The sequence below is a fragment of the Nocardioides insulae DSM 17944 genome, from assembly GCF_000422825.1.
GTDB classification, from domain to species: Bacteria; Actinomycetota; Actinomycetes; order Propionibacteriales; family Nocardioidaceae; genus Nocardioides; species Nocardioides insulae.
The window spans coordinates 231,484-256,587 of sequence record NZ_KE383928.1 but is presented as its reverse complement, the minus strand read 5'-3'; the positions used below and the strand labels follow the sequence as shown (position 1 = coordinate 256,587).

Genomic DNA, 25,104 nt, shown 5'->3' with positions numbered 1-25,104 from the left:
CGTCGGCCTCCCGGCGAGGCTGATGGACAAGACGGTCGCCGCGCTGTCGCGCGGATCGGGCATCCCCCTCCTAAGCTCGGAGCATGCGCACGCACGTCGTGGACCACCCGCTCGTCGCCCACAAACTGACGGCCCTCCGTGCGGTCGAGACCGACTCGCCGACCTTCCGGGCCCTGGCCGACGAACTGGTCACGCTGCTCGCCTACGAGGCCACCCGCGAGGTCCGGGTGGAGCCGTTCGACATCATGACGCCGGTGGCGCCCACCACCGGCGTACGCCTGGCCCACCCCCGCCCGTTGGTGGTGCCCATCCTGCGCGCCGGTCTCGGCATGCTGGAGGGAATGATGCGGCTGCTGCCCACCGGCGAGGTCGGCTTCCTCGGGATGGTCCGCAACGAGGAGACCCTCGAGGCGGTGACGTACGCCGAGCGGCTCCCCGACGACCTCTCCGGCCGGCAGTGCTACGTGCTCGACCCGATGCTCGCGACCGGCGGCACCCTTGCGGAGGCCCTGCGGTTCCTCATCGACCGGGGAGCCGACCACGTCACCGCGATCTGCCTGCTCGCCGCACCCGAGGGCTGTGCCCGACTCGAGCGAGAACTGGCCGACGTCGACGTCCCCGTCACCGTCGTCGTCGCCGCCGTGGACGAGAGGCTCAACGAGTCGGGCTACATCGTCCCCGGCCTCGGCGACGCCGGCGACCGGATGTACGGCGTCGCCGACTGACCGAGTTCGGGGCGCACGTGGTGTCTCCGCCGCCGCGCCGGAAAGCAGGAGCCTGACGCGGCGGGTCCGGCCACGCTGCCGCGCGGCGGAGTTCGATGGCGCGAGCGCTCAGGCGGACCGGCGACGGGCCAGCAGGGTGGAGTCGTCGATGTCGATGGTGACGCCTTCGCGGGTCACCCGGCGTGGTCGCTGCTCGACGACGAGCACCTCGAAGTCCTCCGGCAGTGCGGGGAGCAGGTCCGCGGCGAGGAACATGGCCCGCCGGTGCTGCTCGCCCATCTGCTGGTGGAGCTCCGAGGGGGCGTGTCCGACCACCAGCAGGTGACCACCCGGGGCCACGGCCTCGGTCAGTCGCCGGGCCACCTCCACCATCCCGCCGTTCGGCGGGTGCAGGAAGTGGGTGGTGACCAGGTCGAAGGTGCGGCCGTCCGCGGCGAAGTCGCGCGCGTCGACCTCCCACCAGTCGGTGCGCTCGGCGACGCCGGCCTGCTCGGCGTGGCGGGCCGCGCGGGCGAGCCCGTTCGCGGAGAAGTCCGCCCCGGTGACCCGCCAGCCCTGCTGGGCCAGCCAGATCACGTCGCCGCCCTCCCCGCAGCCGACATCGAGCGCGGTGCCCGGAGTCAGGCCGGCCGCCTCGGTGACCAGCTGCGGGTTCGGGTCGCCGCTCCAGATCTGGTCCTCGCCGGCGTACCGCTCCTGCCAGCCGTGCGGCTCGAACAGCGCCGCCACCTCCTCCTCGCTGGGCCCGTGTCCGGAGTGCTGCCCGGGCTGTCCGGCCTGGGACTCCCCGGCCCGACCATGGGAGTGGTCATGGGAGTGGTCAGAGGTGCGCTGATGGGTGTGTCCGCTCATTCGCGGTCCTTCCTCGATCTCGAAGCCGGCGGGCCCGGCTGGTCCTGCACCTCCAGCGTGCGACACCCGCCGCCGCTTGACAAACTTCGTTGCCATTTCGGCAAACTAGCCGGATGGATGAGGTCACCCACACCCTCGAGCAGGTCGGTCCCCGGCTGCGGGCTCTGCGCGCCGAGCGGGGCGCGACCCTGTCCGAGGTGGCCGATTCCACGGGCATCTCGGTGAGCACGCTGTCCCGCCTCGAGTCGGGCGGACGCCGGCCGACGCTGGAGCTCCTGCTCCCGCTCGCTCGGGCCTACCAGGTGCCGCTCGACGAACTCGTCGACGCTCCGGAGACCGGCGACCCCCGCGTGCGGGCCAAGCCGATCAAGCGGCACGGCCGCACCTTCATCCCGCTGACCCGCCGTCCGGGCGGCGTCCAGGCGTTCAAGCTGGTCATTCCGGCGCACGACCCGCCCGAGCCGTACCAGCCGGCCGTCCACGAGGGCTACGAATGGATCTATGTCCTGTCGGGGAGCCTCCACCTCGTGCTCGGCACCCGCGTGCTCGACCTGGGGCCGGGAGAGGTGGTCGAGTTCGACACGCGTACGCCGCACGTGATCGCCAACCGTGGCGACCACCCGACCGAGGTGCTGGCCCTCTTCGGCCCGCAGGGCGAGCGGATGCACGTGCGGTCCGGCGGCTGAGGTGATCGACCCGGATGCGGGTCACGCGTGACTGGCCGGCACCACCGTGGGGAGCCCGGCGACCGGGTCGGGGAAGACGTGGGCCTTCAGCCCGAAGACCGAGGCCAGCATCGGCTCGGTCATCACCTCGGCCGGAGGCCCTTCGACGACCAGCCCGCCTCGGTCGAGGACGACCAGGTGGTCGCTGTAGCGGGCCGCCAGGCTGAGGTCGTGCAGGACCAGGACGACGCTCTTGCCGGCGTGACGCCGCAGACCCACCACGACGTCGAGCACCTCGACGGCGTGCGCCAGGTCGAGATGGGTGGTGGGTTCGTCCAGGATCATCAGGTCGGTCTGCTGGGCCAGGGTCATCGCGATCCAGGCCCGCTGCCGCTGGCCGCCGGAGAGCTCGTCCAACGGCCACTCGGCCAACTCGTCGACACCGGTGTGCCGCATGGCCTCGGCCGCGATCTCCTCGTCCTCCGGGGACCACTGGCGGTACCAGGGCTGGTGCGGCTGGCGGCCGCGGGCGACCAGGTCTCCGACCGTCATCCCCTCGGGGGCGAGCGGGTTCTGCGGGAGCATCGAGAGCCGGGCGGCCAACTGACGACCGCGGAATGTCTGGAGCGGGACGCCGTCCAGCCTGACCTCGCCCGCGCTCGGCCGCAGCAGCCGGGACAGCACCCGCACCAGGGTGGACTTGCCGCAGCCGTTGGGACCGATGATGGTCGTGACCCGGCCCCGCGGCAGATCGACCCTCAGGTCGCGCAGCACCGGCTCGGCGCCGTACCCGACGGTGATGTCGTGGGCGCTGAGCACGAGATCGGTCACGGACTCGGCGACTGGTTCAGACACTGGCCCTCCTGGTGTTCCGGATGACGAGATAGAGAAGACAGGGCGCACCGACCACCGCGGTCACGACCCCCACCGGCAGCGGGACGGGGAGGCGCTGCGCGACCATGTCCGCGGCGAGCAGCAGCACCGCTCCGACCAGTCCGCCGGCGAGCGGCGGCGGGCCGGCAGTGCGGAACAGGCGCATCGCCGCCTGGGGGGCCACGAAGGCGACGAAACCGATCGGACCGGCCAGGGCTGTCGTCGTCGCGGCCAGCACCACCGCCACCGCGAGCGCGAGCCCCTCCGTGCGGCCGGGCGGCGTGCCGAGCGAACCGGCGATGTCCCAGCCCAGCCGCAGAGCCGCGACGTCGCGGCTCAGCACCAGACTGGCCGCCAGACCGACGAGCACCACCGGCAGCAGCCAGGCCAGGTCGTCGTACCGGACTCCGTCGAGGCTGCCGACCAGCCAGCGGCTGGCCACCGCGGCGCTGTCGAGCGAGGCTCGGGTGAGCAGCCAGGTCGTGAGGGATGCGGCCAGGGCGTTCACCGCGATGCCGACCAGGATCAGGCGCAGGCACGAGAACCCGCCCCGCCAGCCCAGCGCCAGGATCAGAACGGTGGTCACCAGCCCGCCGAGCAGCGCCGCGGGCACCAGCACCGCCGAGGCGCTGGTGGCATCCCCGACCGCACCCGGGATGGTCAGGATGAACGTCGCGGTGGCGGCCGCACCCGCACTGACCCCGAGGATGTCGGGGCTGGCGATCGGGTTGCGGGTGATCGACTGGGTGAGCCCCCCGGAGCAGCCGAGCGCGAACCCGATCAGGACGGCGACCATGGCCCGCCCGAATCGGCGATCCAGGACCACCAGTTCCTCGATGCGGGTGCCGGCGCCGGTCAGGGCCGCCCAGACCCGGTCGAGCGGCAGGTCGAGCGTCCCGGTGACGGTGGAGAACACCACCAGCACCACCAGGACGGCGAGCCCGAGCAGCGTCGCCACCACAGGCCAGGGCCGGACGGCCAGGCCGACGGGCCCGATCCGGACGCCGCGCCGTGCGGATCGTCGGGCAGGGACGAGCGTCTGGTCACTCACAGGCTCACCAGCCTCTTCGCACGCGCGATGGAGAGCAGCACGGGTGCGCCGATGACCGCCATCACGATGCCGGCCTCGAGCTCGCCGGGCGGGCTCACCACTCTTCCGATGGTGTCGGCGAGGAGGAGAAGCACGGCCCCCGCACACCCCGCCAGCGGCACCAGCCACCGGTAGTCGTGCGCACAGGCCCGACGTACGACGTGCGGCGCCACCAGGCCGATGAAGGCCAACGGCCCGCACAGCGCGGTCGCGCCGCCGCAGAGCAGGGTGATCGCGGCGATCCCCACCACCCGAGCGGTGGCCACGCGGGTGCCCAGGGCCTGGGCCACCTCCTCGCCGAGCGCGAGTTCCCGCAGGGCCACCCCGTTGGCCAGTGCCAGGACCATCCCGACCCCCATCAACGGCATCACGAGGCCCCAGGCCGAGCGGTCCGGTGCGGCCAGAGAACCTGCGTCCCAGAAGCGGAGGACATCGAGGGTCTGCTTGTCGAGCAGGACCAGCGCGGAGGTCAGCGCGGTGCACAGGGCCGCCACACTGGTGCCGACCACGGCCAACTGGACCAGCGCCCCGCCGCGCAGGGCGCCCAGTCCCGCCACGAAGACCAGGACCGACACCGCGCCGGCTCCGACGAGCGCGGCGAACACGATCGCCTCGGGCGCCGCGACCCCGAAGCCGAAGACCAGCACGGCCACGCCGAGGCCGGCGCCGCCGTTCACGCCGAACAGTCCGGGATCCGCGAGCGGGTTGCGGGTGTGGCCCTGCATCAGCGCTCCGGCCATTCCGAGCGCCAGCCCGCAGACGAGTCCGAGGATGGTCCGGGGCAGGCGCTGGCTCGTGATCACCGTGGCGTTGTCCGAGTCGAGGCCGGAGAAGATCGCGCCCAGGACCTCGCCCGGCGCGATCGCGCGACTGCCCAACGCCAGGCTGAGCAGCACGGCGAGCACCAGGCAACCGCCCACACAGGCGGCCATCACCCGGATGCGCCGTTGTCGGGGGCGGACTGGAGCAAGCACGACGCTAGGTTAGCCTTACCTATCTCGTCGTCCCGAGTCGCCCACCAGAAGGAGACCTCGTGCCTCGCCCAGCCCGACTGATGCTCGCCGCCATCGCCTCGACCCTGGCGCTCACCCTCGCCGCCTGCGGCGGCAGCGACGCGTCCGAGTCCGACACCTCGTCCGGGTCCGACACCCGGACCGTGGAGGACACCATGAACGGGACGGTCGAGGACGTGCCCACCGACCCGCAACGGATCGTCGCCCTGTGGCGGACCGGGTCTCTGCTCGCCGACATGGGGGTGGAGCCGGTCGGCTCGCTCGAGGGCGAGTTCCTGGTCGAGGAGCTCGGCCCCGACGTCTACGCGGAGTACGAGGACGTCCCGACCGTGGGCACCTTCGAAGGCGTCGACGTGGAGAAGGTCATCGAGCTCGAGCCCGACCTCATCATCGGCATGGACAACGGCGGCCTGAGCATCGACTACGACGAGCTCTCCGAGGTCGCTCCGACCGTGATCCTCGACATCAAGGAGCCCACCGACGTGTGGGACAACTACCCGACCGTCGCCGACCTCGTCGGGGAGTCCACCGACTTCGAGAAGAAGAACGCCGCGCTGGATGCCGCACTCGCCGACGTGTCCGAGCAGTACGGCGACACCGTGGGCGGACTCGAGGTCACCTCGCTGGGCGCCTACGAGGGCGCGATCTACGTCGACACCTCCAAGTCGCTGACCTGGCGGCGACTCGACGCCGCCGGCTTCGGCTACAACCCGGACTTCACCGACAACCCCGAGCGCTACTCCGAGGAACTGTCCCAGGAGAACATCGCCGACCTCGCCGACCAGGACATCATCTTCTACGACGCCACCCTCGAGGGCGAGGCGACCCCGGACACCCAGGCGCTGCTCGACACGGCGTCGTTCAAGCGCCTGCCCGCGGCGAAGAAGGGCAACGTGTTCCCGCTGACCTCCGGGACCATCTACACCTTCGCGGCCGCCGACCTCCAGGTCGAGGATCTCACCGAGGCGGCGGAGAACTACCGGCCCTGACCCATCCTTCCGGCGTGACCGGGCCCGGGCACCGAACCTCACATTCGGCGCCCGGGCCCGACGCTCTGGTGCAGCTCATCCACGAGGCCGACCCCGCCGCGTGACCGAGAGGGGCGGGGATGCCGCCCGGGGCGAGACGGCACCGCTCAGCCCCGGGGTGGAGCGTCCACGTTCACCGTCGGGACGCCGCCACCCACGCGGGCGATCACCGCCAGCGACGGCTCGCTGCTGGGGTTCGACTCCCGATGCACCGTCCAGGCCGGGACATGGACGAAGTCGCCGGGGCCGGCGTCCAGATAGCCCTCGAAGCCCTCGAACTCCAGCCGCAGCACGCCGCGCACGACGTACAGGCTCGACTCGTTGCGCTCGTGGTGGTGCCACCCGGAGACGGCTCCGGGCTCGGTGAGCACCTGGCCGGCCCAGAGCAACGGCAACTCGAAGGCGCGTGCCCGGTCCATGCCGGGCGTCGGGTCGGCGGAGACCAGATCGGAAGGGGTGAAGATGCGGACGGGACGCGGCAGCTCAGACACCCCTCCAGGGTGACAGCGCCCGGCGGTCGGTGGCGAACGCCTTCGGGGTCTGCCCGAAACGCGTGCGGAAGGCGAGGATGTAGCCGTTGGCGCTGGCGAACCCGACGCGGTGGGCGACCGCGGAGACCAGCAGTCCCGAGGCGAGCAGGGGCAGCGAGGCGTTGAGGCGGGCCCTGGTGCGCCACTCGGAGAAGGTGAGTCCCGTCTCCGCCACGAATCCGCGGCGGAGGGTGGTGGAGCTGACGAAGAGCGAGTCGGCCCACTCCTGGGCGGTGCGCTGGTCGCAGGGTCGATCGCGCAGACCTGCGGCGACCTCGCAGACCGCGGGCGACTGCGGGTCGGGAAGGGGCAGACCGGCCTGCTCCGGAGGGTCGCCCAGGAACGCGTCGTACAACCCCGAGGGCAGCCGGGGCCGGCGGCCGGCCGTCCGCAGCCAGGCGAGCAGCAGTCGGCGCCGGTCCTCACCGACCAGCAGCTGCCGCGCCGGCTCCGGGGGACGCGGGAAGCGGACGACGTCGAACGGGACCGCCTCGACCAGGCAGTCGGCGTCGAACCGGGCGCTGTGCCAGACACCCGCGGGCAGCCACAGTGCCACGGTGGCGCTGAGGTGATGGGCCACCCCCTCGGCCTCGACGACGGCGTGGCCGATCGGCGTGTACAGGAGCAGGTGGCAGTCGTGGACGTGTGGGTCGTGTCCCCAGGCACCGAAGGCCGGCTCGACGGCCGCGGCAGTCGATGCGGCGCCGCCCACGGAACTGCCACCCGGATCGAGGAACATGAGGCAACCCTAACTAGCCGGGTCGCCCAGCGGCCCGAGGTTCAGTGCCGCACCACCCCGCCCATCATCTCGACACTGCGGTCGGCCCGGCCCACGGTGTCGGGGCGGTGTGCGATCACCACGACGGCGCGCCCGCGCGCGGCCCGGCTCAGCGCGTCCTCGACACTGGCAGCCGTGCCCGGGTCGACGTCCGCGGTCGCCTCGTCCAGCACGAGCACCGCGGGATCCAGCAGCGCCGCCCGCACCAGGGCGACCAACTGGCGCTCGCCCGCCGAGATCCGGGTGCCGTGATCACCCACCGGCGTATCCAGGCCCTCCGGCAGCGACTCCAGCCAACCGTCCAGCCCCAGCGAGGCGGCGGCCGCCGCCATCGTGCGCCGCGGGTCTGGCTCCAGGTCGACCGGGACCATCATCAGGTTGTCGGCCACCGTCCCGCTGACCAGCGTCACCTCCTGCGGCACGAAGACGACCTCGCGCCGCAGCGCCGCCGGATCCCACCGAGACAGCGGTACGCCGCCGAGCCGCACGTCGCCGGAGTCCGGGCGGTACAGCCCGGCCAGGAGCTTGCCGAGAGTGGTCTTGCCCGATCCGGTCGCGCCGACCAGTGCGACCCGCTCCCCGGAGCGAACGGTGAGGTCCACCCCGTGCAGGACGGCGGTGCCGGGGTCGTAGGCGTACCCGACGTCGGTGGCGACCAGCGTCGCCGCGGACCCGTTCTCCCCCACGGCCCTCGGCTCGGGGGTCGGAGAGGTCGCGGGGGCGGTGGCGTCGGTCAGGTCGATCACCCGAGCCAGGTGGGTGCGGGCAGCACGGAGGTCGCCCAACTGTCCGACCAACTGCTCGACACTGCCGAAGGCGCGGCGTGCCGAGAGAAGGAAGACGACCGCTCCGCCGACGCTGATCCATCCCGCAGCGGTGGCCAACGCCGCCGAACCCAGGAGGACCACGACCGCGAGCCCGCCGACCAGGTCGAGGGCCAGCAGCCAGAGTGTGGCGCGGACCTCCAGGATCCGTGCCCCGAGGAGCCGGTCGTTGTCGCCGCCGAGCTGGTGCAGCCGGCGTTCACGAGCGCCCAGCGCCCGGAGCTGGTCATGGGCCGGAATCGACTCCGAGAGCCGGGCCGAGACCTGCGCCTCGGCCGCCGCCCGCTCGGCGAACGCCCTCGGTGCCCTGTGGAGGAAGCCGACAACGACGGGGGTCGAACCGATGGTGGCCGCGGCGACCAGCACGAGAGTGAGCGGCCAGGAGTAGCCCAGCAGCATCACCACGGTGAGGACCACCAGGAAGGCGCTGTTGGCCAAGGCCGGCAGGGTCTGACCGACGAACTGCGACAGGGCGGCGATCTCACCGGTGAGGCGGCGTACCAGCTCGCCGCCCCGGTGGGCCTCCAGGAACCGCAGCGGCGCGGACGCGACCCGCTCGAACGCCTCCTCGCGCAGGTCGCGCACGACTGCCTCCCCGACGCGCACGACGAGGTACCCGCTCAGCCAGGTGAGGGCGAACCCCGCCAGCACGAGCACGGCCAGTCCGCCCACGGCCTGGAGCAGCCGGGCACGGTCCTCGGCGAGGACGGCGTCGGTGATGACTCCCACCAGCGCGAACCCGAGGATCCGCGACCCCGCCGCGCCGATGGTGGCGAGCGTGGTGAGGGTCAGCATCGCGCCGTGGCCACGCAGGTACGGCGCGGCCCGGCGTAGCACCCGGGTCTCGTCGGGGCTGTCGGAGAGCACGCGGAGCTCAGCCACGGGCGACCACCCCCAGGTCCACGACGTGATCGGCACGCGCCCGGACCGCGTCGCGGTGACCGGTCCACAGCACCACCGTGTCGGCGGTGGCCGTGCGCAGTCGATCCAGGACGAGTTGCTCCGTCGCCGTGTCGAGGGCGGAGGTGACGTCATCGAGCAGGAGCACAGGCGTACGACGCAGCAGGGCGCGTGCCAGTGCGAGCCGCTGCCGCTCACCTCCGGAGAGGGTGGAGCCGCGCTCCCCGACGACGGTGTCGAGGCCGTCGGGCAGCCGCTCCAGCACCGGTTCGAAACCGGCCACCCGGCAGGCGTCCCGCAGTTCCTCGTCCGAGGGCGCCGCGTGGGCGAGTGGTCCGGCGGCGAGGTGCAGGTTCTCCCGGACGGTGCCGTGCAGGAGCAGGGGCGACTGCGGCACCAGCGCGACCTGGTCGAAACGGGTGTCCGCGGCCAGTTCCGCCAGCGCGGTACCGCGCCAGCGGGCCCGGCCCCGGTGGGGCGCCATCCCGGCCACGGCGCGGAGCATCGTGGACTTCCCCGCCCCGGTGGGCCCGGTGAGCAGGCCCCACTCCCCCGGTCCGAGGGCGAGCCGGACCGGAGCGGCCTCGTTCACCGCGAGATCCTCCAGGTCGAGGCGGACCGGCCCGCTCGGGGGTGTCGCGGACGGCCCGCTCGTCCGGGGCGCGAGGGCGAGGACCTCGGCGATGCGGTCGGCACTGACCCGCGCGGCGCCGTAGTCGCCCAGTCGCAGCACGATCGCGTTGGTCGCCAACTGCACGGTGCCCATCCACAGCGCGAAGGTGGTGAGCTGGCCGACGTCGATCCGGCCGGTGAGCGCGGCGAGTCCGCCGACGGCCAGGCCCACCGCGATCCCGACCTGCGGAACGGCGTCGCCGCTCGCGGTCCACAGCGATCGGATCCGGGCCACGGCCATGATCCGGTGGGTGACCTCCGCACTCCGCGCCAGGTGCCGCTCGATCAGAACGCCCTCACCGCCGACGCCACGCAGGGCGGTGTGCGCCGCCGTCATCTCCTCCACCGAACGGGCCCGGGCGCCTTGGGCACGGGCGAAGGCACCCACCCGCCTCCTGAACCGCGCGGGCAGCACGATGTTGACCGCGGCGAGGGCCACGGCACACCCGAGGGCGACGGCGAGGAGGACGGGGTCGATGGCCGCCAGGGCCGGGACCAGCACCACGACGGTGGTGCCGATCACCACCCAGGTGGCCAGGCCGTGCACCCAGACCAGCACCGTGTCCACGTCGTCGACCGCGCGGGAGAGCAGGTCGCCGTACCCCTGGGACCGGGAGTCCAGCTCCTCGGCATCGACCTGGAGGACCGCGCTCAGCATCTGCTCCCGCAGTTGGGCGGCCAGCCGGGCCTCGGCCAGGTTCGACCACGCCATCCACCCGCACAGACCGACGTACTCGACCACGACCACCGCCGCCAGCACGAGGAGATAGGCGGCCAACCGGTCATGGTTCCCCTCCGCGATCACCTCCTGCACCGCCCGGCCCAGGATGAAGGGCAGCGCCAGGAACGCGAGTTGCCGCACGAAGGAGGCCCCCATCCCCAGCCCGAGACGTCCGCGGGCGCGACGCAGGCAGCTGCGCAACAGGCGTGATCCGGTGAGTTCCTCCACGCGCCCGACGCTAGGAGGATCCGCTCCCGCGCAGTACCTGTGTGCGCGCGCGTGGTCGAAGCGAGCGCCCGGATCCGGCCCGACCTGCACAGATCGGGCCCATGTGCCACGTGATGAACGTCGCTGCCCGGTTCGTCGTCAGGTCAGTAGGTTGAGGCCACCCACCTCGGAGCGCGTCGGCCAGGACGGCGTGCACGACGGCGGTACGCCGACGCGGTGCACGACGCACGCTGCCGGCCCGGGGTGGCTGACGAGACATGCCAAGGAGGCACGGTGCTGATCGGGATCCCGAAGGAGTCCGCGCCGGGACAGACCCTGGTCGCGGCGACGGGCGCCACGACCGCGAAGTTGGTCAGACTCGGCTACGACGTGGTGGTGGAGTCGGGTGCGGGCGGATACGCCGACCAGGCGGATGCCGCATACCTCGAGGCGGGCGGACGGGTCGGCACGGCCGAGGAGGTCTGGGCCGCCGACGTCGTGGTCAAGATCGATGCACCGACCGAGGACGAGATCGCTCGGCTGCGCGAGGGCGCCACGGTGGTCGCGATGATGGCCCCCGCACGCAGCCCCGAACTGGTCGAGTCGCTGGGCGCTCGGGGCGTGACGGCGCTGGCCCTGGACGCGGTGCCGCGGATCAGCCGCGCGCAGTCGATGGACGTGCTGAGCTCGATGGCCAACGTCGGCGGCTACCGCGCGGTGGTCGAGGCGGCGCACGAGTTCGGCCGGATGTTCACCGGCCAGGTCACCGCGGCGGGCAAGGTTCCCCCGGCCCGGGTGTTCGTGGTCGGCGCCGGGGTCGCGGGACTGGCCGCGATCGGTGCGGCCGGTTCGATGGGCGCGATCGTCCGCGCCTTCGACGTCCGTCCGGAGGTGGCCGAGCAGGTCGCCTCGATGGGCGGCGACTTCGTGACCGTGGAGATGGAGACCGAGGTCAGCTCCGACGGCTACGCCAAGGAGATGACCGCCGAGCAGGAGCTGGCGACCGCGGTGATGTACGCCGAGGAGGCGACCGCGGCCGACATCGTGATCACCACCGCGCTGATCCCGGGCCGTCCCGCCCCGACGCTGATCACCGCCGAGACCGTGGCCGCGATGCGGCCGGGCAGCGTGATCGTCGACATGGCGGCGGCGACCGGCGGCAACTGTGAGCTCACCGTCCCCGGGCAGCGGACCGTCACCGAGAACGGCGTGATCATCCTCGGCTACACCGACCTGCCGGGTCGGCTGGCCGCCCAGACCTCGCAGCTCTACGGCACCAACGTGGTCAACCTGATGACGCTGCTGACGCCCGGCAAGGACGGTCAGCTCACCCTCGACCTCGAGGACGTCGTCCAGCGTGGGCTCACCGTCACCCGGTCCGGCGAGGTCCTGTGGCCGCCGCCGCCGGTGCAGGTCTCCGCGGCCCCGGCCCCCACTGCTCCCGCAGCCGTGGCGGCACCCGCCGAGAAGAGGCCGGCCCTGACCGAGAGCGGGAAGGTCACCGTGGTCTCGGTGGCCGCCGCCGCGCTCTTCGCCCTGATCGCCCTCTCCCCGCCCCAGCTCCAGGGCAACCTGACCGTCTTCGCGCTCGCGGTGGTGATCGGGTTCTACGTCATCGGGCACGTGCACCACGCGCTGCACACCCCGCTCATGTCGGTGACCAACGCGATCTCCGGGATCATCGTGGTCGGCGCGATCCTGCAGATCGGCGACCCCAACCGGCTGATCAGCGCGCTGGCGTTCGTCGCCGTGCTGGTCGCGAGCATCAACATCTTCGGTGGCTTCGCCGTGACCCGGCGGATGCTCGGCATGTTCTCCAGGAGCTGAGGCGGAAGTGATCACCATCGAGACCGCCAGCACGGCGGCGTACGTCGTCGCCGGGCTGCTGTTCATCCTCGCCCTGGCCGGCCTGTCCAGGCACGAGACCGCCCGGACCGGCAACACCTTCGGCATGATCGGCATGGCGATCGCCCTGGTCGCCACCATCGCCCTGGCCTTCGACCACGGGCTCGGGTCCGGAGCCTTCGCGCTGCTGGTCGCGGCCATGGTCGTCGGCGCTCTGGTGGGCCTGCAGCGTGCGCGCACCGTCGAGATGACCGGGATGCCCGAACTGATCGCGCTGCTGCACAGCTTCGTGGGTCTGGCCGCGGTCCTGGTCGGCTGGAACGGCTACCTCCACGTCGAGGCCCATCCGCTGCACCCGGCCGCGATCCTGCTGCGACGTACCGACATGCTCGGCATCCACAGCGCCGAGGTGTTCATCGGCGTGTTCATCGGCGCGGTCACCTTCACCGGCTCGATCGTCGCCTTCCTCAAGCTGTCCGCCCGGATCTCCTCCGCACCCCTGGTGCTGCCCGGCAAGAACTACCTCAACCTCGGCGCCCTGGCCGCCTTCGTCGTCCTCACCGTCTGGTTCGTGATCTCACCGGCGCTGTGGCTGCTCATCGCGGTGACCATCCTGGCCCTGCTGCTCGGCTGGCACCTGGTCGCCAGCATCGGCGGCGGCGACATGCCGGTCGTCGTGTCGATGCTGAACAGCTACTCCGGCTGGGCCGCCGCGGCCTCCGGCTTCCTGCTCGACAACGACCTGCTGATCGTCACCGGTGCGCTGGTCGGCGCCTCCGGTGCCTACCTGAGCTACATCATGTGCAAGGCGATGAACCGCTCCTTCATCTCCGTCATCGCCGGCGGATTCGGCATCGAGGCCCCCAGCGGCGAGGAGGCCGACCACGGCGAGCACCGCGAGATCGGTGCCGAGGAGGCCGCCGAAGTGCTGGCCGGCGCGTCCTCGGTGGTCATCACCCCCGGGTACGGCATGGCCGTGGCCCAGGCGCAGTACCCCGTCGCCGAGCTCACCGCTCAGTTGCGCTCCCGCGGAGTCGAGGTCCGCTTCGGCATCCACCCGGTCGCCGGCCGCCTGCCCGGCCACATGAACGTGCTGCTCGCCGAGGCCAAGGTGCCCTACGACATCGTCCTCGAGCTCGACGAGATCAACGACGACCTCGCCGAGACCGACGTCGTCCTGGTCATCGGCGCCAACGACACCGTCAACCCCGCTGCCGCCGAGGACCCCGGCTCCCCCATCGCCGGCATGCCGGTGCTGCGGGTGTGGGAGGCCGGCGAGGTGATCGTCTTCAAGCGCTCGATGGCCACCGGGTACGCCGGCGTACAGAACCCGCTCTTCTTCCGCGACAACTCCCGGATGCTCTTCGGCGACGCCAAGGAACGGGTCGAGGACATCCTCCGCCACCTGCCCTGAGGGAGCGGGGCCGCGGTTGCTCAGGTCTTGCCCGGCGCAGTATCGGAGGCCCCGCTGGTGGCCTCGTCCAGGTCGGTGGTCTCACCGTGGGTCAGGCGAAGGGCCTTGCCCTGGGCGATGTCCTCCTCCCGCTTCCGGGCGGCCTTCTCGCTCTTCTTGGTGTCCCGCGGCGGGAGCTGGATGAACTCCTCGGCCGGCAGACCGGCCTGGAGTTGCCGGCTCCGCTCGAGCTCGGCGTCGAGTTCGGCCCCGAAGAGCAGTGCGAGGTTGGTGATCCACAGCCACAGCAGGAAGGCGATCACGCCCGCCAGGGAACCGTAGGTGCGGTCGTAGCTGGAGAAGTTCGCGACATAGAAGCCGAACAGGGCCGAGGCCACGATCCAGGTCAGGATCGCGACCACCGAGCCGACCGAGATCCACCGGAACTTCGATTGCTTGACGTTGGGCGTGGCGTAATAGAGCAGCGCCACGATGATGATGACCACGAGGAGCATCACCGGCCACTTCGCGAACCGCCAGACGGTCACCGCCGTGTCCCCGAGGCCGATCACGTCGCCGACGGCCCGGGCGGCGGGGCCGGTCAGGACCAGGCTGAGCGCGACCAGCGCGGTCAACACCAGCGTGATCAGGGTGACGACCAGCATCACCGGGCGGAACTTCCAGACGGGTCGCCCCTCCTCGACGTCGTAGACACGGTTCATCCCGCGCCCGAACGCGCTGACGTAGCCGGACGCCGACCACACCGCGAGCGCGAGTCCGATGATGAAGCCCAGGCCCGCGCTCTGGTTCTGGCTGAGCCTGGTCAGTGTCGGTTCGAGGGTCTCGGCGGCGCTCGACGCGCCCAGATCCCGCAGGATCTGTCCCATCGTGTCGACGGTCCGCTCGGGGTTGCCGACCAGTCCGACCAGTGACAGGGTCGCGATCGCGGCCGGGAACATCGCCAGCACGGAGTAGTAGGTGAGCGCGGCGGCGAGGTCGGTGCACTGGTCCTCGCCGAACTCGCGCATCGTCTTGCGAGCGACATAGAGCCAGGACCGCTTGGTCAGTTGCAGGGTCGAATCCGCTTCCTCGCCGGCGTCGGGCGCGGCGGCATCCGATCCGTCGGCACCCGCCGAGCCAGCGCCTCCCCCGGGAGCACCCTCCCGGGATCCCGGCCTGGTCGGTGCGTCGCTCACGGTCCGGCCTGACTGGTGGGGCCCTCGCCCGGGGCCGCGGCGCCGGGCGTGGTGAGCGGGTCCGGTGCGCGGGTCGGGTCGGTCTCGCCGGTCTCCTCAGGGGAGACCTTCTCCTTCACCTTCTCCGCGACCTTTGCCCCTGCCTCGGCCGCCTTCTCAGCGACCACCGCTGCGGCGGCAGCACCCTTGTCCTTCACGACCTGCTGGGCGTGTTCGGTCTTGTCCTGCACCCGAGGGTCGTGCCACACCCCCTGCGCCTTCGCGGCGATCTGCTCGTAGCGTGCCCGACCCGCTCGGGCGCCGAGCACGTACCCGGCTCCGACACCCACGAGGAACCACAGTTTCCCGGCCATGAGGGCCTCCTCCGACTCGAATCCGACTGTTCACGTCACGATCGTCGAGTTGCCACCAACCCGTCAGCCTACGCCGCTGCACTCCTAGTGCCCAGGCGTTCCCCGCTCATGCGCCCGGCCGGGGCGCGACCCACCGGGAGGGGGCGGGGAGTGCGCGAGCGACGGTCAGTGGTCCTCGGAGAGCTTCGGCAGTGGCACGGTCCAACCGCGCCAGATCGCGCCGAGCCGCCAGGCGATGGTGAGGAAGGCGGCGGGCAGGGCGAACATCAGGGTGGGCAACTCGGTCTGGGCCCCCACCACCGTGAGCGCCGCCCCGAGGGTGGCCGGGATGGCGTACAGCTCACCGGTGCTGATGACCACGGGCACCCGCCCCGCGAGGACATCGCGCATCATGCCGCCGCCGACACCGGTGACCACGCCCAGCAGCGCCGCCGGCATGGGGCCGAGACCGTACTCGGTGGCCTTGAGCGCCCCGCTGACGCAGAACAGACCGAGCCCGAAGGCGTCGAACACATTGATCAGCGTGTCCATCCGGCCCAGCGCGGGGTGGTACCTGAAGACGATCAGGCCCGCGATCACCGCCGTGACCAGATAGCGCCAGTCGGCCAGACCGGCCGGCGGGGTCGCACCGATGAGTACGTCGCGCACGCACCCGCCACCGAGACCGGTCACGATCGCCAGCACCAGCACCCCGATGACATCGAGCCGGCGACGTACCGCCACCAGGGCGCCGGAGACCGCGAAGACCGAGAGGCCGAGGAGGTCGAGGATCAGCAGCATCGCTCGCCGTCCTCGTGACGGTCGGAGAGATTCACCGCGACGAGGCGTTCCCTGGGCACCGGATCAGGGTAGTGCCGAGCCCCGCCGCGTCATGCCTCGCCGAGCGCGAAATCCGCCATCGTCTGATAGCGGGGCCGGCCGCGCGGCCCCTCCCCCAGGTGCGAGGCGATCAGGGTGACGCGGTCGGCGGTCCAGGCCGGGCCGCGGTAACCGTCGAGCAGTCGGACCCAGTTGCTCAGCTCCTGGGGGTGCCGCACCCGGGCGAGGGTGAGGTGAGGACGGAACCGCCGGCCGACCACGTCGATCCCGCTCTTCGAGGTCGCCGCCCGGGCGCCGGTGACGAGCCGGTCGAGTTCGGTGACCGCCTCGGGGCCGAGATCCAGACCGGCCCACAGCACCCGGCCGCGAGCCGGGTCCGGGAAGGCACCCCCACCCGCGAGCGCCACGTCGAAGGGAGTACGGCGATGTGCCGCCCGCTCCAGCCGCTCCATCCATTCGTCCAGCGCACGATCCGGTACGTCGGCGGCGAAGGCGAGCGTCACATGCAACTGGTCGCGCGCGCTCCAGCGGAAGTCCGCCGCCTCCCGGCGCGGCTCCAGGAAGTCGTCCAGATCCTCGATCGCCGGCTCCGGCGGCACCAGCGCGACGAAGGCCCGCATCCTCACACCACCCCGGCCCCACCCAGCGCCGAGCCGACCAGGAAGGTGACCAGCATCGCGAAGAACCCGCCGGCGACATTGCGCAGCACGGCCCGGCGGGGGTCGGCGTACCCGAGGCGGGCGCTGATCCAGCCGGTGCACGCCAGCGCCGCCACCACCGCGACCACGGTCACCCAGAGGCGGTGGTGGACGGGCAGCAGGATGGTCAGCGTCGGCAGCAGGGCCCCGACGGTGAAGGCCAGCATCGAGGCCAGCGCGGCCTGCCACGGGTTGGTGATGTCGTCCGGGTCGATGCCCAGCTCGATCTCGGCGTGCGCGCTGAAGGCGTCGTGCTCGGTCAGCTCGGTGGCGACCTCGCGGGCCAGCTCCGGGGAGAGGCCCTTGCCCTCGAGCAGTCCGGCGAGTTCGTCGTACTCCTCCTCCGGCATCTCCTCGAGCTCCTGCCGCTCCTGGTCGAGGAGGGAGAGCTCGGCGTCGCGCTGGGTGGAGACCGAGACGTACTCTCCCGCCGCCATCGACAGCGCCCCCGCCACCAGCCCGGCGACACCCGCGATCAGGATCGGGCCGCGCTCGGTGGTGGCGCCGGCGACCCCCATCACGATGCCGGCCACCGACACGATCCCGTCGTTGGCTCCGAGGACGCCGGCCCGCAGCCAGTTCAGTCGGTTCCCGAGCCCCTCTTGGGCATGAGGCTCCCCCGGATGCCCGGCCTGGGTGTCGCTGCCTGCGGACTCCGAGCTCATGGGCTCAACCTACGGCGTCCAGCCCCGGCCGGGCGCGCCCCGCCTGGGGGTGCTCAAGGGAGTCGCGCTGACCCACTCGACCGTGCAGCACCGGAATGGGTGAGCAAGAATAGGATCGCCTAACCTTGGCGGTCGGTAGTGGGCGAGGCGACGCGAGGGACGCTGATGTGGACGTGGTTGTTCTTCTTCTGCGTCGTGCTGGCCCGCGCCCAGGCCACCTACTGGGTCGCCCGGGTCGTCACCAACCAGACCCTCCTGCACACCAGCCCCACCACCGGCTGGCGCGCGCGGGTGCACCGCTGGCTCAGCGGTGAGACCGCCAACCGTGGCCTGCGCCTGGTCCAGCGTTGGGGGGCACCTGCGGTGACGGTCTCGTTCCTGACCGTGGGCGCCCAGACAGCGGTCAACGCCGGCGCCGGGGTGGCGCGGATGCCCTTCCGCCGCTACCTGATCGCGATGGTTCCCGGCTGCGCCGCCTGGGCTCTGGTCTGGACCACGATCGGTCTCTCGGCCTTCTACGCCGCGCTCGGCCGCGAGGTCACCTCCTGGTGGGGCATCGTGCTCCTGGCGGCCGCCGCCGTCGCCGCACTGGCCGGCATCGCCGTACGCCGCACCACCGCCCGCACCCGCCAGGACACGCCAGCAGACTGACCGGTCGCGAGGTGTCCACCTGCCAGAGCCCGGCAGCAGCTACGGGCAGGACCGGTCCGGGGCCGCTCCCGCCCGCCAGGTCAGGAACTGTCGCACGGCCAGGGCCAGGAACTGCCACGCCAGGTAGCCCACGGTGCCGAGGACCAGCCCGAACCAGAGCGACAGCAGGGTCGAGCCTTCACCCCCGGACCCGGACACCAGCCAGGTGCAGATCGCCACCCCCGCCAGCCAGGGCGCTACCCACGCCAGCAGCTCCTGGCGCACCGAGAGCGACTCGCGGCCGTAGATCACGGCCTGGAAGACACTGGCCGGGACGACGTAGGCCATCGCGACGAGGGCCAGGATCCAGCTGCCGGAGAGCGCCGGCACCGCCAGCCACACGGCTCCCGCGATCACGTTGCCGAGGAGCACCGTCCGGTCGAGCCGCGGCCGTGCGACCCCGGGCTGGGCGGCCGCGACGTCGGCGTGGTCGTTCACGTGGGTGATTGTGCCCGACACCGGGCGTCTCCGCCGCCGTTCGCGCACTCCTGCGTCCGGGGGCGGCACGGACTCGCGCAGGACGAGGTGGGGCGGAATCGGTCCGTTGAGCTCCGAGCGCCTACTCGAACGCGCTCGCTGCGCCCTCCGCCGCAAGGCGCTGGGGTGATACTGCGGCAGCACTCATCATGCCTCCTGGCCGAGGTAGGCCAGGACGCCGACGACGATCGCCTCGGCGCCGGTGGCCAGGGTGGGCTGCTGAACCGGTGCGAAGAAGGGCGAGTGGTTGCCGGGCGCCGTCACACCCTCCGGATAGCCGCCCAGTCCCCAGAACGTGTACGGGACGCCGAACGCGTCCGGGATCCGGCTGAAGTCCTCGCTCGCCGGGACGGGCGCCATCTCACCGACGCGATCCTCGCCGAAATGCCGGCGTAGCGCGGCGTCGACCCTCTCGGTCGTGACCGCGTCGTTGATGGTCAGCGGGAACTGGTCGTAGTACTCGAACTCCGGCTCGCTCGGGCAGCCCGACGTGACGCATTCACCGCGCACGATCCGCTCGATCGCCGCGCGGATCTGCAGGCGGATCTCCTCGGAGTAGGCCCTGGTGTTGAGCAGCAGCTCCGCGCGGTCGGAGATGATGTTGCTCTTCGTCCCGGCACGGATCGCGCCGACGGTGACGACCGCCCGCTCGCCCGGTGGGAGCTCGCGCGACACGATCCCCTGGAGCCGCATCACGATCGCCGCCGCGACCACGACCGGGTCGACCCCGAGATTGGGCATCGCGCCGTGGGAACCGGCGCCGTGCACGGTGATGCGGATGCTGTCGGCACACGACAGCACCGGACCGGACCGGGTGTCCACCGTGCCCGCCACACTGCCCAGCACGTGCTGGGCCAGCGCCACATCGGGGCGCGGCAGCCTCGCCACGAGTTCGTCGTCGACCATCGCCCGTGCGCCCGCGGCGGTCTCCTCCGCAGGTTGGAACAGCGCGAGGAAGGTGCCGGCCCAGGAGTCACGGGACTCGGCGAGCAGTCGGGCGGCGCTGAGCAGCGAGGTCACATGTACGTCGTGCCCGCAGGCGTGCATGACGCCGACGGTGTTGCCCTCCCCGTCGGTGGCAGTGACCGTGGAGGCGTACGGGAGGCCGGTCTGCTCGGTCACCGGGAGTGCGTCCATGTCGGCTCGGAACAGAACGCACGGGCCCTCCCCCTGCGTCAGGACGCCGACGACACCCCCGCCGATCCGGTGCACCTGGTAGCCGAACTCGGTGAGGTGGCCCGCCACCACGTCCGCGGTGCGGGTCTCGTGCGAGCTCAGCTCCGGGTGCTGATGCAGATCGACGTACACCTCTTCCTGCCAGGCGCGGATCGCCGGCAGGCCCTCCAACACCTCGAAGACACCGGTCATGAACTGTTCCCCTGCTGGCGCCACCGGAACAATCGGCCCCCGGGCACCGCATCGCCGCCCTCGAAGCCGTGCTGACCTCTCGACAGTAGAACCGTCCGTGCCGGCTGTCGATGGACACGGACCGTCACCGCACCCTCACCCTCAAGGGGATGCCGAGTCATCGCCAACGGACTCAAGCGGGCGGAAACCCCTTCGCATCCAGGTAGTGGGACGAGATCTCACCGGCCCCGCGCACGCCGACGGGGTCGCTGCGATCAGTTGATGATCTCGGCGCGCTCATCCGCACTGATCGCCGCCAACCGGTCGCGCCAGGCTTGGAGCGCTTCGGGGGTGAGCCGTGTCCAGTCCTCGACCTCGCCGACCACCCGGAGGGGTGCCGAACTGCGGTAGGAGCGGGTGGGGTTGCCCGGGAACTTCTTGTCCGTCACGTTCGGGTCGTTCTCGAAGGCGCCGGTCGGCTCCACGGCGTACACCCGCGGATCGCCGTCGCCTGCCGCGAGTTCCGCGGCGAGACCGGCACCGTCCCGCAGGGCGGTGAAGTAGATGTGGTTCATCACGACCTCGGGCCGGTAGTTGGACCGGAAGCCCGCGGTCAGGAGATCGCCCACCCGCAGGTCCGCCTTGGTGCCGTGGAAGAACGGCCCCTCGTCCAACGTCTCGTCCACCCGGCCGATCCTAGTGGTGTGACTCGCGGGCGAGCCGCTCGCGGGAGGGGCGAGGGTACCCGCGCCATAGTGTCCTGGTGGGACGAACACAGCGCCTGCTGACCGGCCTCGAGGCATGGTGGGACGCGCGCCGGCGCCGCCGCCGCGTGCAGCGTCCGATGCAGAACTTCCGGATCGAGTCGTACGGCGGGCACGGTGGCCGGCACGGCGTCGTGGTGCGTGGGCGGGTGCTGGACAACCCGGTGCCGACCTCGGCCGTCGAGGGCGAGGGGTTGTTCACCGCGCTGCGTCGCAGCGTGGCCCAGTTCCGCACCATCGAACTGCCGGGCGTGCCGCTGCGGCTCGTCGTCGCCGACACGTGTGTGCAGGTGGTCACCGACGGCGACGGCTACTTCCGCGCCGAACTCCCGGGCCTGCCGCTGGAGCATCCCTGGCACCAGGGGTCCGTGGAGCTCCGCGGCACCTACCGCGACGTGACCGACCCGCACCGCACCCCGGTGGCGATCCGGGTGCCGGCCGAGAGCGCGACGTACGGCGTGATCTCGGACGTGGACGACACGATCCTGCAGACCGGGGTCCAGCGAGTGTGGGTGATGGTGCGCCGCACGTTGTTCGGCTCCGCCCTGACCCGTGCCCCCTTCCCGGGAGCCGCCGAGTTGTATCGCGACCTGGCGGGCGAGGAGAACCCGGTCTTCTACGTCTCCTCCAGCCCGTGGAACCTGCACGGCTTCCTCCTCGCCTTCCTGCGCCACCACGGCTTCCCGTCCGGGCCCGTGCTCCTGCGCGACCTGGTCGGCGACCGCACCGGACGGGCCCGGAAGCACGAGCGCATCGAGGAGGTCCTGGCGCTCCATCCCCACCTCCGGTTCGTGCTGATCGGCGACTCGGGCGAGCTGGATCCCCAGATCTACGCCGACATCGTCCGTGCACACCCCGGACGGATCCGCGCGGTCTACATCCGGGAGGTACGACTGGATCCGGGCGACCGGCGGGTCGAGCAGGTCAGCGACACCTGGTCACACGACGTCCCGTTCGTGCTCGCGGCCGACACGGATGCCGTCCGTCAGCACGCCCGGTCGATCGGACTGCTCCCCGCGCGTTGAGCCTGCCCCACTCGGGGACCGTGCTCGGCACAGCGGCACGACGCCCACAACCGCAAGACCCTGACCGTGCGGACTCGAACCCGGCATCTGGGGTTTCGCCGCCTGGCCTGGTGGGCATTCGCTCGCCAAGGAGGTCCAGATGTCGAACGAACCGGTGATGTTGCCCATCGCCCCCGGGCAGAGACCGTTCCTGCGTGGCTGGGGGCTGGCGGGATTGTTGGTCATGCCCGTCACACCTTGGGGCGCCATGAGCGTGATCGCCGTACTGGGCCTGGACCCCGACAGCGTCGGTGGAAACCTCGTGGCTGCTGTCTGCTGCGCCTTGACCGCCGTCGCTGCCTTCTTCGGTCTGCGCGAACTTCAGCGGCGCGACGGCGAGCGCCGGGTCGAGCGCTATGCACGCGACCGGCTGCCCTCCCTGCAGCGGATCGCGGCGGACCACGCCTACAGTCGCGGCGGGTTCGCAGACCTCGAGGAGGCATGGCGCTCGGTGGAAGCGGGCGCGATGGAGTTCTGGGCCAAGGAACTGGCCATCGTTCGGGAGGTCTATCGCAACTACAACCGCTTGTGCTGGCTCCCGGTCCAGTACGTCAGCGCCTACCCGGCCCTCATCGCGATGTTCGCCCTGGGGAATTCCCTAGCCATGGTGACCGGTCTCTCCGGCTGACGATCCGGGCACTGGACAACAGCGACGCGTCGCCCGATGTGCCGTCCACGCCGAGCGGAACGGGAGCGGCGAGGCCTACATCCACCGAGAGTTGCCGCTCGGCCTCTACTGCGAGTTGCCGCTCGACGAGCTGCTCGGTGACCGATGTAGGACTGTCCAGAGGCGCAGTCGCCTCACTCCACGACGAGGACGGTGAGTCGCCGGGGGCCGTGCACGCCCTCGACCCGGTCGAGTTCGATGTCGCTGGTTGCCGAGGGGCCGCTGATCCAGGTCTGGGGGCGGCCCGGGTCGAGCAGTGCCACCGCCTCGGGTACGTCGGGGACGACCTGGTCGGCGCGGACCACACACACGTGCAGGTCGGGGACGAGGGTGAGCGCGCGGCGACCCTGGTCGGGCCCGTGGTCGAGCACGATGGTGCCGGTCTCGGCGATCCCCACGCGGGCGCAGGTGACCACGGCGTCGAGCGCGTCGAGTTCGGCGGCGGAGAGCTCCTCGTCGGCGACCTGGAACTCGATCCCGGCCAGCACCTCGGCCGGCAGCCCCGCCGGTACGACGGCGCGCGCGCCCTGCGGCAGGGCTGCTCGCACGGCGGCGGCCAGGTCCGCGGCCGGCGTACGCACCACTTCGGCACGGTAGTCGGCGACCCGTTCGGCGAAGTGACCGACCGGGTCGTGGGGACGCGCGCCGGGCGGCGCGATCACGGGGGGCTCGGCCCGGACCTCGGGGTCGATGTCGGCGAGTGCGGCCCGCACCCGGCCCAGGATCTCCTCGCGCGCGTTCATGCGCCGTCCTCCTCGCTGTGGTGACCGTGTTGGCCAGGCTCGTCGAGACGCCCGTCGGTACGCGACCACCACGCCCGGAAGGACTCGCCCGCGGGCGCGGGCAGGTCACGCGCGCCGGTCCAGGCCGCAGCCGGCCCACCGACGCGAGGTGCGGATCGCCGCCCTCCGGGCAGGGTGCTGGAGCCGAACCGGTCCAGCATCCGGCCGGCCAGGCCCGACGCCCGTTCGGCCCGCTCCAGTCGCGCGGCGGACCCGAAGGCCCACCCGGCCGCCTTCATCGCCACCGCCTCCGCCTTCGGGAACCGGTCCTCGCGATGGCCGTCGACGACCTGGGCGCGCAGGTCGACCAGCACCGAGGGGATGTCGATGCGCACCGGGCAGGCCTCGAAACAGGCCCCGCACAGCGAGGAGGCGTAGGGCAGCGAGTCGGTCTGGGCGTCGGTCCCGGTGCCCTTGAGCAGCGGGTTGAGGATCGCGCCGATCGGGCCGGGGTAGACCGACCCGTAGGCGTGCCCGCCGACCCGCTCGTAGACCGGGCAGACGTTGAGACAGGCCGAGCAGCGGATGCAACGCAGCGCCTGCCGCCCGACCTCGTCGGCCAGGGCCCGGGTGCGGCCGTTGTCCAGCAGCACCACGTGCACCTCCTGCGGACCGTCGCCGGGCGTGATCCCGGTCCAGGTCGAGGTGTAGGGGTTCATCCGCTCACCGGTCGAGGAGCGCGGCAGCAGCCGCAGCAACGGGTCGAGCTCGGCCCAGGTCGGCACGACCTTCTCGATGCCGACCACGCTGACCAGCACCTCGGGCAGGGTCAGGCACATCCGGCCGTTGCCCTCCGACTCCACCACCACCAGGGTGCCGGTGTCGGCGACCGCGAAGTTCGCCCCGCTGACCGCCATCGTGGCGCGCAGGAACTTCTCCCGCAGGTGCTCCCGCGCGGCCCCGGCCAGCACGGCCGGCTCGTCGGTGAGGTCCTCGGGAGCAGGGCGGCCGACCTCGGCCATCCGGCGGCGGAAGATCTCCCGGATCTCGGCCCGGTTGCGATGGATCGCGGGCACCAGGATGTGGCTGGGCAGGTCGCCGCCGAGCTGCACGATCAGCTCGGCCAGGTCGGTCTCCCAGGCCGCGATGCCCTCCGCCTCGAGGGCCTCGTTGAGGCCGATCTCCTGGGTGACCATCGACTTGACCTTGACCACCTCCCGGACCGCGTGCTGCTTCGCGATCCGGGTGACGATCGCGTTCGCCTCCTCGGCATCACGCGCCCAGTGCACGGTGGCACCGCGGGCGGTCAGACGCTCCTCGAGGGTCACCAGGTTGCGCTCCAGGTCCAGCAGCGCGCGCTCCTTCACCGCCGCGCCGGCGACCCGCAGCGACTCCCACTCCTCGACCTCGCCCACCACCGCGGCCCGCTTGGCCCGGATGGTGCCGGTGGCGTGGGCGAGGTTGTGCCGCAGCTGGGTGTCGGCCAGGGCCTCCCGGGCCGCGGACGGGAACGGCGGCATCCCCAC

Annotated in this window: 26 protein-coding genes; 8 read left to right on the top strand and 18 right to left on the bottom strand. The window is 72.0% G+C overall.

The genetic code is table 11. The features are described from left to right. Positions 1 to 83: 83 nt before the first annotated feature. Positions 84 to 725 (top strand): uracil phosphoribosyltransferase, encoded by a 642-nt coding sequence (gene upp / locus G515_RS0111405; RefSeq protein ID WP_028660235.1) that lies wholly within the window; start codon positions 84 to 86, stop codon positions 723 to 725. Between the two features lie 108 nt (positions 726 to 833). On the opposite strand, the gene G515_RS0111400 is transcribed toward upp, so the two are convergent. Further along, on the bottom strand, positions 834 to 1,577 hold the full coding sequence (locus G515_RS0111400; protein ID WP_028660234.1) for a class I SAM-dependent methyltransferase: 744 nt from the start codon (positions 1,575 to 1,577) through the stop codon (positions 834 to 836). A 113-nt stretch (positions 1,578 to 1,690) separates the two neighbouring features. Here G515_RS0111400 and G515_RS0111395 point away from each other — a divergent pair, with 113 nt between their 5' ends. Then, complete coding sequence (locus G515_RS0111395; protein WP_028660233.1) at positions 1,691 to 2,263, top strand: helix-turn-helix domain-containing protein; 573 nt, start codon at positions 1,691 to 1,693, stop codon at positions 2,261 to 2,263. 21 nt (positions 2,264 to 2,284) lie between these two features. On the opposite strand, the gene G515_RS0111390 is transcribed toward G515_RS0111395, so the two are convergent. Genes G515_RS0111390 through G515_RS0111380 form a run of 3 tightly spaced genes read right to left on the bottom strand, consistent with a single transcriptional unit; the run spans position 2,285 to position 5,179 of the window. Next, positions 2,285 to 3,097, bottom strand: coding sequence for an ABC transporter ATP-binding protein (locus tag G515_RS0111390; protein ID WP_028660232.1), 813 nt, complete (start codon positions 3,095 to 3,097; stop codon positions 2,285 to 2,287). Beyond that, positions 3,090 to 4,166, bottom strand: coding sequence for a FecCD family ABC transporter permease (locus tag G515_RS20990; RefSeq protein ID WP_211221019.1), 1,077 nt, complete (start codon positions 4,164 to 4,166; stop codon positions 3,090 to 3,092). Before G515_RS20990 ends, G515_RS0111390 begins: the two co-directional genes overlap by 8 nt. Then, positions 4,163 to 5,179: a FecCD family ABC transporter permease gene (locus G515_RS0111380; RefSeq protein ID WP_028660231.1), complete on the bottom strand. Its 1,017-nt coding sequence runs from the start codon at positions 5,177 to 5,179 to the stop codon at positions 4,163 to 4,165. Before G515_RS0111380 ends, G515_RS20990 begins: the two co-directional genes overlap by 4 nt. A gap of 59 nt (positions 5,180 to 5,238) precedes the next feature. Between G515_RS0111380 and G515_RS22715 the strand changes: the two genes are divergently transcribed. Beyond that, complete coding sequence (locus G515_RS22715; protein ID WP_028660230.1) at positions 5,239 to 6,207, top strand: ABC transporter substrate-binding protein; 969 nt, start codon at positions 5,239 to 5,241, stop codon at positions 6,205 to 6,207. A gap of 146 nt (positions 6,208 to 6,353) precedes the next feature. On the opposite strand, the gene G515_RS20980 is transcribed toward G515_RS22715, so the two are convergent. The 4 genes from G515_RS20980 to G515_RS20970 are packed head-to-tail and all read right to left on the bottom strand — an operon-like array spanning position 6,354 to position 10,899. Further along, on the bottom strand, positions 6,354 to 6,737 hold the full coding sequence (locus tag G515_RS20980) for a cupin domain-containing protein (protein ID WP_051218283.1): 384 nt from the start codon (positions 6,735 to 6,737) through the stop codon (positions 6,354 to 6,356). Beyond that, on the bottom strand, positions 6,730 to 7,515 hold the full coding sequence (locus tag G515_RS20975; RefSeq protein ID WP_084653464.1) for a helix-turn-helix transcriptional regulator: 786 nt from the start codon (positions 7,513 to 7,515) through the stop codon (positions 6,730 to 6,732). Before G515_RS20975 ends, G515_RS20980 begins: the two co-directional genes overlap by 8 nt. A 41-nt stretch (positions 7,516 to 7,556) precedes the next feature. Beyond that, positions 7,557 to 9,260, bottom strand: coding sequence for an ABC transporter ATP-binding protein (locus G515_RS0111360; RefSeq protein ID WP_028660229.1), 1,704 nt, complete (start codon positions 9,258 to 9,260; stop codon positions 7,557 to 7,559). After that, positions 9,253 to 10,899, bottom strand: coding sequence for an ATP-binding cassette domain-containing protein (locus G515_RS20970; protein WP_036555435.1), 1,647 nt, complete (start codon positions 10,897 to 10,899; stop codon positions 9,253 to 9,255). Before G515_RS20970 ends, G515_RS0111360 begins: the two co-directional genes overlap by 8 nt. 273 nt (positions 10,900 to 11,172) lie before the next feature. Between G515_RS20970 and G515_RS0111350 the strand changes: the two genes are divergently transcribed. Together G515_RS0111350 and pntB are read left to right on the top strand one after the other, a co-directional pair. Beyond that, positions 11,173 to 12,705 (top strand): Re/Si-specific NAD(P)(+) transhydrogenase subunit alpha, encoded by a 1,533-nt coding sequence (locus G515_RS0111350; protein ID WP_028660228.1) that lies wholly within the window; start codon positions 11,173 to 11,175, stop codon positions 12,703 to 12,705. Between the two features lie 7 nt (positions 12,706 to 12,712). Next, complete coding sequence (pntB, locus tag G515_RS0111345) at positions 12,713 to 14,137, top strand: Re/Si-specific NAD(P)(+) transhydrogenase subunit beta (RefSeq protein WP_028660227.1); 1,425 nt, start codon at positions 12,713 to 12,715, stop codon at positions 14,135 to 14,137. Positions 14,138 to 14,157: 20 nt separating this feature from the next. Here the strand turns inward: pntB and G515_RS20965 are convergent, their stop codons facing one another. The 5 genes from G515_RS20965 to G515_RS0111320 all read right to left on the bottom strand — a co-directional run bounded on the left by G515_RS20965 (position 14,158) and on the right by G515_RS0111320 (position 17,847). Beyond that, a complete protein-coding gene (locus G515_RS20965; RefSeq protein WP_245565354.1) occupies positions 14,158 to 15,312 on the bottom strand; it encodes a YihY/virulence factor BrkB family protein in 1,155 nt (384 codons plus the stop codon). Continuing rightward, positions 15,309 to 15,665, bottom strand: coding sequence for a hypothetical protein (locus G515_RS20960; protein ID WP_036555433.1), 357 nt, complete (start codon positions 15,663 to 15,665; stop codon positions 15,309 to 15,311). Before G515_RS20960 ends, G515_RS20965 begins: the two co-directional genes overlap by 4 nt. Positions 15,666 to 15,830: 165 nt before the next feature. Beyond that, a complete protein-coding gene (locus G515_RS0111330; RefSeq protein ID WP_028660226.1) occupies positions 15,831 to 16,445 on the bottom strand; it encodes a trimeric intracellular cation channel family protein in 615 nt (204 codons plus the stop codon). Between the two features lie 89 nt (positions 16,446 to 16,534). Further along, positions 16,535 to 17,104, bottom strand: a complete 570-nt coding sequence (gene thpR, locus G515_RS0111325; protein WP_028660225.1) for an RNA 2',3'-cyclic phosphodiesterase — start codon at positions 17,102 to 17,104, stop codon at positions 16,535 to 16,537. 2 nt (positions 17,105 to 17,106) lie between these two features. Beyond that, positions 17,107 to 17,847 (bottom strand): VIT1/CCC1 transporter family protein, encoded by a 741-nt coding sequence (locus tag G515_RS0111320; RefSeq protein ID WP_028660224.1) that lies wholly within the window; start codon positions 17,845 to 17,847, stop codon positions 17,107 to 17,109. 165 nt (positions 17,848 to 18,012) lie between these two features. Here G515_RS0111320 and G515_RS0111315 point away from each other — a divergent pair, with 165 nt between their 5' ends. After that, positions 18,013 to 18,498, top strand: a complete 486-nt coding sequence (locus tag G515_RS0111315) for a VTT domain-containing protein (RefSeq protein ID WP_036555431.1) — start codon at positions 18,013 to 18,015, stop codon at positions 18,496 to 18,498. 39 nt (positions 18,499 to 18,537) lie between these two features. Here G515_RS0111315 and G515_RS0111310 read toward each other — a convergent pair whose 3' ends face one another. The 3 genes from G515_RS0111310 to arr form a co-directional block, all read right to left on the bottom strand. Further along, positions 18,538 to 18,975 carry a hypothetical protein gene (locus tag G515_RS0111310; RefSeq protein WP_157571084.1) on the bottom strand — a complete coding sequence of 146 codons (438 nt, stop codon included), beginning with the start codon at positions 18,973 to 18,975 and terminating at the stop codon, positions 18,538 to 18,540. 186 nt (positions 18,976 to 19,161) lie between these two features. Then, a complete protein-coding gene (locus G515_RS0111305) occupies positions 19,162 to 20,382 on the bottom strand; it encodes an amidohydrolase (RefSeq protein WP_051218281.1) in 1,221 nt (406 codons plus the stop codon). A gap of 254 nt (positions 20,383 to 20,636) precedes the next feature. Continuing rightward, on the bottom strand, positions 20,637 to 21,047 hold the full coding sequence (gene arr, locus G515_RS0111300; protein WP_028660220.1) for an NAD(+)--rifampin ADP-ribosyltransferase: 411 nt from the start codon (positions 21,045 to 21,047) through the stop codon (positions 20,637 to 20,639). Positions 21,048 to 21,124: 77 nt separating this feature from the next. On the opposite strand from arr, the gene G515_RS20955 reads away from it, so the two are divergent. After that, positions 21,125 to 22,150 (top strand): App1 family protein phosphatidate phosphatase, encoded by a 1,026-nt coding sequence (locus G515_RS20955; RefSeq protein ID WP_157571083.1) that lies wholly within the window; start codon positions 21,125 to 21,127, stop codon positions 22,148 to 22,150. Positions 22,151 to 22,289: 139 nt separating this feature from the next. After that, on the top strand, positions 22,290 to 22,817 hold the full coding sequence (locus G515_RS0111290; protein ID WP_028660219.1) for a hypothetical protein: 528 nt from the start codon (positions 22,290 to 22,292) through the stop codon (positions 22,815 to 22,817). Positions 22,818 to 22,990: 173 nt separating this feature from the next. Here the strand turns inward: G515_RS0111290 and G515_RS0111285 are convergent, their stop codons facing one another. Then, positions 22,991 to 23,599, bottom strand: coding sequence for a LutC/YkgG family protein (locus G515_RS0111285; RefSeq protein WP_028660218.1), 609 nt, complete (start codon positions 23,597 to 23,599; stop codon positions 22,991 to 22,993). Then, a complete protein-coding gene (locus G515_RS20950) occupies positions 23,596 to 25,098 on the bottom strand; it encodes a lactate utilization protein B (protein WP_084653605.1) in 1,503 nt (500 codons plus the stop codon). Before G515_RS20950 ends, G515_RS0111285 begins: the two co-directional genes overlap by 4 nt. Positions 25,099 to 25,104 lie beyond the last annotated feature (6 nt).